At 45.6% G+C, this 204-nt stretch carries 1 protein-coding gene; it reads right to left on the bottom strand.

Features of this window, described 5'->3' with window-relative positions; all coding sequences use genetic code 11:
• Nucleotides 1-125: 125 nt before the first annotated feature.
• Nucleotides 126-204 (bottom strand): hypothetical protein (locus tag FHC48_RS23655; protein ID WP_227258385.1); only part of this gene is annotated, 79 nt, incomplete at its 5' end.

Raw genomic sequence — 204 nt, forward strand, 5'->3', positions numbered from 1 at the left:
AGTACGGCCCGGATTCTTCCACTCATAATGAACAGTCAGATGCTCAGGCCGAGATCCGCCGTCTTCAGAAAGAGTTGAAGCGGGTTACGGACGAACGGGACATATTAAAAAAAGCCGCTGTAGATTCAATCTGTCAATGCAACACCCCTTTCAATTATCTCTTTCGGTGTTTTGAACTTCAGTGTCTTTCTCGGTCTGTTGTTT

Source organism: Enterobacter sp. EC_50 (assembly GCF_019584525.1).
GTDB classification, from domain to species: domain Bacteria; phylum Pseudomonadota; class Gammaproteobacteria; order Enterobacterales; family Enterobacteriaceae; genus Enterobacter; species Enterobacter roggenkampii.